We start from the raw sequence: 7,006 nt of genomic DNA on the forward strand, positions 1-7,006 counted from the left end.
GTCCGCCGGTGGCGGCGGCGCGTCCGGCGGCGGTGGCAGCGCACCGTCGCCGTCCGGTATCGGCAGGAACATGTGATGGGTGAATCCGGCCTGGTAGGCGCCGGGGCCGCCGATGTGCACGCCACCCCGTTCCCCGCTGGAAACGGACGTGCCGTCCGGCAGCGTCACCGCCGTGTGGCCACCGTTCCAACCGATCACCACCGCGTTGGGCGCGGTCCCGTATTGAAACCCGCGCGCCAACAGCGCGGCCTCCTCGTTGCCGGTGTTGAACCTACTGCCGAAGACCGGCCTGTCGGACGCCGCGTTGGCGACCCACGAAGCAAGCCCAGAGCAATCGGTCCCGGCGGGAGAATCCCCACCCGGAATATAGGGCGTCCCGGAGACCTGATTGATGAGCGACATCAACGTTGCTAGAACAACCATGGGCAGGCACGCTAGCAATAGCATTCACAATGAATCAAAATTTGTGGCGCAAGTCATTCGCACCGCCGATAATGGCGTTCGCCGCATCGATACCAATTCGGTGACAAAGCAGCAAATTTCCGGACAGGAAATTGCGCCGCCTGCCTACGAGCGCGGCCGCAACACCACGACGGGGATCTCGCGCTCGGTCCAACTCTGGTAGGTGTCGAAGTCCGCGTAGAGCTCGACCAGGCGCGGCCACAGGCGGCTTCGCTCCTGCGCGTCGGCGGTCAGCGCGTGCACCGGTCGCCGCTCACCCCCGATCTGGGCGATCGTGTCGGGGCAGGCGACGAGATTGCGATACCACTGCGGGTGATTTGGCAGACCCCCTTGGGACGCGACGACGACCAGGTCTTGCCCATCACGCAGATACAGCAGCGGGACAGTGAACAGCTTGCCCGATTTGCGGCCCCGGTGTTCCAGCAGCAGCGTCGGCACCGGTTTGCGGAAACCGGCGCCGATGCGCCACTTGCCCCCGATGCGGCCGTTCGTCTTGCGATATACCCACACTTGCGCCCGGCTCATGTGACGGAAAATGACCGGCAATAGCGGGGAGTCCAGCTGCTGGGGCCGCTTGGGTGCGGCCATCACGGCGCGCCTGGGTACTGCAGCGCCACGCCGAGCTCTTCGCCGAACACCTTGATCATGTGCTGGACGCCAATCTCGTTGCGGCCGATGACCATGTGGTCGTGCTGCCCGTGCCTGACGCCCTCGCCGCACTGGGGCAGCATCGCGAAGTCCTCGTCGCGCACGGCGGCGTGCACCCCTTCGTAGACCGCGTCGTAGCCGGCCCTCATGTCGTCGTTGGTCGCCGGGATGCGGCCCATCCAGCTGTGCCGGACCGTGCAGCGGGTGGGCTCACCAGCGGGCAATATGTCGATAATCTCCACGCTCACAGGGCTGTTGGCGAGGATGAGGTTCGGGTACACCCAGTAGATCACGCCCATGTTCGCCGACGGGTCCCGCGGTGCGGTCGGGTCGGTATCCACGTTGGTGATCCAGTTGAACGGAAAACCGATCCGGTGATGCTTGCCGAACTCGTCGTAGACCATCGTGTTCGCCAGCGTGTTCTGCCCGATGAGGCTCTGGCCGTGGACGTAGGGGAAGTGATATCCCTCGGCGAATGCCTCCAGCGCCCCTTTCCAGGACACCTCGGAGGTGAACTCCCGCTGCGTGTGATACCCGTACGCCTCGTAGTTCCACAGCTCCAACTCGGCACCAAGGGCGCCCAGGTGCGCGTCGAGATCGATGATCGCGTCGGCGGTCAGCACCGCCCAGATGAAGCCATGACGCTCCTGTGAGGGGAGTTCGACCAACCCGTAGTCCTTGGTGTCGACGGAATCGAAACCGGCCTTGCCCGGCACCATGAACAGCTCGCCCGTGTTTCGGTATGTCCAGGCGTGATAGGGACACACGAAGCGGGAGGCGTTGCCGGACCCGCACGCCGGCATCGCGCCGCGGTGGCGGCAGTAGTTGAGCAGCACGTGGCCGGCGCCGGAGCGGTCGCGAGTCACCAGCAGCGAATCGCCCAGCACCGAGCGGACCACGTAGTCGTTCTTGTGCGGCAGCTGCGCCGACGGGACGATGGCCAGCGGCACCCTGCGCAGGATCTGCGACTCCTCGATCTCGGTGAGCTTCGGATCGCGGTAGTAGTGCAGCGGCACCCTCAGTTCCCGGTCGGCCAGGTCGGTCGTCCCGTTCAGCGCGTGGCGCAAGCCTCGCCGCGTGAGGTCCTCGTCGGTGCCACGCACCGGACCGTTGGTCGTCGACAGCATCCCGGTCTCCTTCGTCGGCTCGCGTCTGACCATACAGTCAATGTGGTTTGTACTGTCAAGGGCTCGGCCGCTTTGTGGCGCTTTGTGCGACGATCACGCAATGCGACGGCACGGCTGGTCCGGCGACATCCCGGCGGACGACGAGGAAGCGGTCGCTCGCATCATCGACGCGGCGCGTCGCGCCATCGACGACCGCGGGACGGTGAGCGTGTCCGAGGTCGCCCAAACTCTCGGCGTGACGCGTCAGACCGTCTATCGCTACTTCCAGACCCAGGAGGCGCTGCTGGGTGCCACGGCCCTCTCGTCGGTCGAGGGCTTCCTGGATCGGCTTGCCACCCATTTGGGTTCGATCACCGACCCCACCCAAGCCGTCGTGGAAGGCATCGCTTACACCTACGAGCAAATCGCCCACGACAAGTATCTCAGCCTGGTGCTCCAGCCCGGCAAAGCCAGCGCCCTGACCGCCGGGGTGACCTCGGACATGGCGATCTCTTTTGGCAGGTCGATCCTACAGAGGTTCGAAGTCGATTGGGCCGCAGCGGGATTCGCCGACGAGCGGCTGGATGAACTCGTCGAGGTCATGCTGCGCATGCTGCAATCGCTCATCGTGGACCCCGGGCGTCCCGCACGCGCGGGCGACGGACTGCGGAGCTTCCTGGCGGACTGGATCGCACCATCGGTGCGGGCGCACGCCGACATGCATTAAGGACCCCCGCACCGGATTCCCTTGGCGGCCGGTCAGACTCCGAACTTGGCCCGGGCGTCGCCGGTGACCGGGGTGAACAGGTTGACGAGGTTTCCATCCGGATCGCGGAACAACAGCGCTCGGTTGCCCCACGGCATGGTCGTCGGCTCCGTCACGACCTCGGCGAGGCGGTCGCGGAGCCGCTCGAATTCCGCGTCCACGTCCTCGACGATGAACTCCACGATCGCGCTCCGGTTGGCTGCCGGCTCGGCGGATCCGTCTCCGAACAGCGGCACGGTCTTGTCGCTGCCGATGGCCAGCGTCCCGACCGATGTCGGGATCTCGGCGAAGAGCTCGTTCCCCCAGACCGCTGAGACCTCGGTGACCATCTCGTAGAAATCGACGAGCCGATCGACGTCGGCGGTGATGATGCGGGTCGAGACGAACTTCATGGAACCTCCCCAGGTGCACGAGTGCCGCGGCGTCTGCCGCCTGGCATGTTAGGCACCCCCTCCGACAAACCGCGCGATTCGATGTTGCCAAGCACGGTTGCGCCGTCGCGCTAAGCCGGGGTCCATATTCCGTTGTTCCAGAGTCCCCAGACGTTGACCGTCGGGTTCCATATCAGCTGGGCCCCGGGCGCCCACGGCGGTGGGGGTGGCTGCGGCGGCGCCCACCCCGGCGGGGGCCCCCAAGGACCCCAGCCGGCCGGGCCGCCCTGGTTGACCGGACCTTGCCAGTCGTGGCAGGCGTTCCAGTTCCAGTTGTAGGCCGTGCCCCAGCCCGGGTCCCATGGATCACCCGGGCACCAGTGATTGCCGGGCGCGGGGGCCGGGGCGGCGTGGGCCCAGGGGTCGGGGCCGCTGGCCAGTCCCAACGCGGACAATGCCAACCCGGCGCCCACCAGCGCGCTCACCGACCGCCGAACCCACGATCTCGCCCGCTTTGCAGTTGCCATCTGCCCAGGATTTCCCCTGGACACGGATCCACGCAAGCAGTGATCCCGATTCAGAAGGGTGGCTAGGAACCCTTATTCGCGGGAAAGCTCGTCGCAGCAAACCCATTGACCTGTATTTTCCCGGGAGATGATCGTATCGTGCTGCCGGAGGGGCTACCCGGTTAGGAACGCTGATGAAGAAGATCTTCGTAACGGCCGTCGCGCTGGGCATCGTGGCTAACCCGCTCGCAGCGCCAGCGTCAGCCGACCCGGCGGTGGCCGACCAGATGGTGGGTGGGATGTACAACGTCCACTTCAACGATGGAAGTCTCGGAGACCTGACATTCAAGGCCACGCCGTGCGGTATCGGCTGCGCCGAAGTCAGCTTCTCCAACACCTCGGGCCAGGCCCAGTTCTACGCCGATCGGTGGCACGCGAGCTTTCCGCCGAATCCTGCGGCGTGGCGGTGTAACGACGGGTCGGTGCACCGGGGCTTCGACGAGTGGACCTGGGACCCCGCCACCGGGATTGGCACGAGGGTGGTCGTCCGCACCGAGGCCGCCTGCGGATATACGGACCACAGCAGCATACCCATCGCGCACCGCTTCACCTTGACCCGGCTGAGTGGCGATTCGGGGCAGCCCGGCATTCTTGCACCCGCCGTCGCCTAGCGGGCCTCCACGGCCTCACCGTCCCGTGCGGGGCGGGATCACTCGTCGTCGCGGCGTTCGGTGGTGGCCATCTCACGCCGAATCTCGGCCTGATCCCTCGCTTTTTGGGCATCCGCCAGGCGATCAACGGCGGCCACGCGCTCGTCCCGGTCCGCTTGGCGGCGCAGTCGCTCGAGTTCACGCTCCGCAGCCGAGCCCTCGCGTTCGTCCGCCCGCCGCTCTCGTTCGTCGGCGGCCTGCTCACGTTCGCCGGCGACCCGGTCACGCTCGTCCGCCTTCCGATCGCGTTCGTCGGCGACCCGATCCCGCGTGTCGGCCAGCCACTCGCGCGCCAAGACCTCAGCCTCACGCCGCGCGAGCATCTGCTCGCGCGCATCGAGCGCGGCTGGATGGGAATCGGACTCGCCAGGCGGTGTCGGCATCGTTCCTCTCCGGCCAATGGTCTTCCCTGTCAACCGTCGCTCCGGTTGCGGGGAATTTCAAGGGCCGACGGACCCCGACGCCGAGACGTGCGAAGCCGCCGGATAACCGGTGAGCACGCGGCCCGCCTTTACCTCGATTTGGTGGTTGCCCCGTGCCGGAACTCCACCACGTCGCCGTCGGCCATGACGTAGTCCCTGCCCTCCATGCGGACCTTGCCGGCGGCCTTCGCCGCGGCCATGGATCCGGCGGCGATCAGGTCGTCGTAGGACACGATCTCGGCTTTGATGAAGCCCTTTTCGAAGTCGGTGTGGATCACGCCGGCGGCCTTGGGCGCGGTGTCGCCTTGGTGAATCACCCACGCCCGCGCCTCTTTTGGGCCCGCGGTCAAAAAAGTCTGCAGCTTCAGCGTGTGAAACCCCGCCCGTGCCAGCGCGTCGAGGCCGCGCTCGGTCTGACCGATCGACTCCAACAGCTCGGCGGCCGACTCGTCGTCGAGCTCGGTCAACTCGGATTCGATGGCCGCGTCCAGGAACACCGCGTCGGCCGGCGCGACGAGCCGGCGCAGCTCGGCGACCCGCGCGGCGTCGGTGAGCACCGCCTCGTCGGCGTTGAAGACGTACAGGAACGGCTTGGTGGTCAGCAGGTTCAGCTCGCGCAACAACGACACGTCGGCACCCGCGGCGAACAGCGTCGTGCCGCCGTCCAGCACCGCCTGGGCGGCGACCGCCGCGTCATGGACGGGCTTGCGCTCCTTGCTGGTGCGCGCCTCTTTCTCCAGCCTGGGCAGCGCGCGCTCGAGCGTTTGCAGGTCGGCCAGGATCAACTCGGTTTCGACGACCTCGATGTCGGATTTCGGATCGACCTCTCCCGCCACATGCGTCACGTCGTCATCGGAGAAGACCCGCACCACCTGGCAGATGGCGTCGCATTCTCGGATGTGGGCCAGGAACTTGTTGCCCAGCCCGGCGCCCTCCGACGCACCCTGGACCAGGCCGGCGATGTCGACGAACGTGACCGGCGCCGGGACGATGCGCTCCGAGCCGAACAGCTCCGCCAGCTTGGCCAGCCGCGGGTCCGGCAGCGAAACCACGCCCTCGTTGGGCTCGATCGTCGCGAACGGATAGTTCGCCGCCACCACGTTGTTCCTGGTCAGCGCATTGAACAGCGTCGACTTGCCGACGTTCGGCAGGCCCACGATTCCCAGGCTCAGGCTCACGGGGATTCAAGTGTAGGGCGCGGCGGGGCGGGCCGTTCATGCGTGTGCGACGCCGTGGCACGCCAGCGGTCCCTAACAAGGTCTTTACCGGCGTTTCGGCCCATTCCCGGTACGGTCTACATGTGCCAGAACAGCGGGCAAGATCGGCGGTCGAGGCTGGCCACCGGTCGATCCACCCCAATATCCCAGGCGTGCCGTGGTGGGCGGCCCTGGTCATCGCCGTGACCGCGACGGCCGTCGGGTATGCGATCGACGCCGGTCAGAAGGATTTGACCCACGTCTTCGCCGGCTTCTATATAGCCGGCTGCGTGGCCGCGGTGCTGGCCGTGCGGCAAGACGGCGTGTTCACCGCGATCATTCAGCCCCCGCTGATTCTTTTCTGCGCGGTGCCGGGCGCCTACTGGATGTTCCATGGACGCAAAATCGGCAACCTGAAGGACCTCCTGATCAACTGCGGCTATCCGCTGATCGAGCGTTTCCCGCTGATGCTGGGCACCGCGGGCGCCGTGCTGCTCATCGGCCTGCTGCGGTGGTATTTCGGCAAGTCGCAGCCGGCGGCCGCCGAATCCCCCGACGACGGCGCGGCCACGGCGACAGGCAGCTCCCTCGTCGGCGCCCTTGGCGCGAAGTTGAATTCGCTTCTTGGCCTCGGCGATACCGAGGAGGCGGAGGAGGCGGCGCCCAGCGGCTCGAAGCGGACCCGCCAGCCCGGCCGTTCGCCGAAAGCCGCTTCGCGGACCGGGCGCCCGACACCCGGCGATCGGCCCGAGCGCCCCGGCCGCGCACACTCCCGGCATTCCCGAACCCCGCTGGACGACGAACGCGACCCCCGGGATC

Annotated in this window: 10 protein-coding genes; 3 read left to right on the plus strand and 7 right to left on the minus strand. The window is 67.1% G+C overall.

Annotation, left to right across the window (positions count from 1 at the left end; all coding sequences use genetic code 11):
• The 3 genes from BN4348_RS48870 to BN4348_RS48880 form a co-directional block, all read right to left on the minus strand.
• Positions 1 to 447: NlpC/P60 family protein (locus tag BN4348_RS48870; protein ID WP_142308818.1), on the minus strand; the 447-nt coding region annotated here is incomplete at its 3' end.
• A 120-nt stretch (positions 448 to 567) separates the two neighbouring features.
• Positions 568 to 1,050, minus strand: a complete 483-nt coding sequence (locus BN4348_RS48875) for a nitroreductase family deazaflavin-dependent oxidoreductase (RefSeq protein WP_066915095.1) — start codon at positions 1,048 to 1,050, stop codon at positions 568 to 570.
• Entirely contained in the window at positions 1,050 to 2,270 is a 1,221-nt protein-coding gene (locus tag BN4348_RS48880; RefSeq protein WP_372514118.1) for an aromatic ring-hydroxylating oxygenase subunit alpha, read from the minus strand. Before BN4348_RS48880 ends, BN4348_RS48875 begins: the two co-directional genes overlap by 1 nt.
• Positions 2,271 to 2,337: 67 nt before the next feature.
• Here BN4348_RS48880 and BN4348_RS48885 point away from each other — a divergent pair, with 67 nt between their 5' ends.
• Positions 2,338 to 2,943, plus strand: coding sequence for a TetR/AcrR family transcriptional regulator (locus tag BN4348_RS48885; RefSeq protein ID WP_066915097.1), 606 nt, complete (start codon positions 2,338 to 2,340; stop codon positions 2,941 to 2,943).
• A 32-nt stretch (positions 2,944 to 2,975) separates the two neighbouring features.
• Here BN4348_RS48885 and BN4348_RS48890 read toward each other — a convergent pair whose 3' ends face one another.
• Positions 2,976 to 3,374: a VOC family protein gene (locus tag BN4348_RS48890; protein ID WP_066915099.1), complete on the minus strand. Its 399-nt coding sequence runs from the start codon at positions 3,372 to 3,374 to the stop codon at positions 2,976 to 2,978.
• A 110-nt stretch (positions 3,375 to 3,484) separates the two neighbouring features.
• A complete protein-coding gene (locus BN4348_RS48895; protein ID WP_084454340.1) occupies positions 3,485 to 3,880 on the minus strand; it encodes a hypothetical protein in 396 nt (131 codons plus the stop codon).
• Between the two features lie 173 nt (positions 3,881 to 4,053).
• On the opposite strand from BN4348_RS48895, the gene BN4348_RS48900 reads away from it, so the two are divergent.
• The gene (locus tag BN4348_RS48900; RefSeq protein WP_066915101.1) at positions 4,054 to 4,530 is read left to right on the plus strand and encodes a hypothetical protein; all 477 of its coding nucleotides are present in this window, start codon (positions 4,054 to 4,056) and stop codon (positions 4,528 to 4,530) included.
• A 38-nt stretch (positions 4,531 to 4,568) separates the two neighbouring features.
• Here BN4348_RS48900 and BN4348_RS48905 read toward each other — a convergent pair whose 3' ends face one another.
• A complete protein-coding gene (locus BN4348_RS48905) occupies positions 4,569 to 4,952 on the minus strand; it encodes a hypothetical protein (protein ID WP_066915103.1) in 384 nt (127 codons plus the stop codon).
• 128 nt (positions 4,953 to 5,080) lie between these two features.
• Positions 5,081 to 6,169 (minus strand): redox-regulated ATPase YchF, encoded by a 1,089-nt coding sequence (gene ychF / locus BN4348_RS48910; RefSeq protein WP_066915105.1) that lies wholly within the window; start codon positions 6,167 to 6,169, stop codon positions 5,081 to 5,083.
• Positions 6,170 to 6,291: 122 nt separating this feature from the next.
• Here ychF and BN4348_RS48915 point away from each other — a divergent pair.
• On the plus strand, positions 6,292 to 7,006 hold a 715-nt coding region (locus BN4348_RS48915; RefSeq protein ID WP_328589067.1), incomplete at its 3' end, for a DUF6542 domain-containing protein.

Source organism: Mycobacterium interjectum (assembly GCF_900078675.2).
In the GTDB taxonomy this organism is placed as follows: domain Bacteria; phylum Actinomycetota; class Actinomycetes; order Mycobacteriales; family Mycobacteriaceae; genus Mycobacterium; species Mycobacterium interjectum.

Coding starts and splice junctions, on each gene's coding strand:
- BN4348_RS48875 (WP_066915095.1), bottom strand. CDS start 1,050: ATGGCCGCACCCAAGCGGCCCCAGCAGCTGGACTCCCCGCTATTGCCG.
- BN4348_RS48880 (WP_372514118.1), bottom strand. CDS start 2,270: ATGGTCAGACGCGAGCCGACGAAGGAGACCGGGATGCTGTCGACGACC.
- BN4348_RS48885 (WP_066915097.1), top strand. CDS start 2,338: ATGCGACGGCACGGCTGGTCCGGCGACATCCCGGCGGACGACGAGGAA.
- BN4348_RS48890 (WP_066915099.1), bottom strand. CDS start 3,374: ATGAAGTTCGTCTCGACCCGCATCATCACCGCCGACGTCGATCGGCTC.
- BN4348_RS48895 (WP_084454340.1), bottom strand. CDS start 3,880: ATGGCAACTGCAAAGCGGGCGAGATCGTGGGTTCGGCGGTCGGTGAGC.
- BN4348_RS48900 (WP_066915101.1), top strand. CDS start 4,054: ATGAAGAAGATCTTCGTAACGGCCGTCGCGCTGGGCATCGTGGCTAAC.
- BN4348_RS48905 (WP_066915103.1), bottom strand. CDS start 4,952: ATGCCGACACCGCCTGGCGAGTCCGATTCCCATCCAGCCGCGCTCGAT.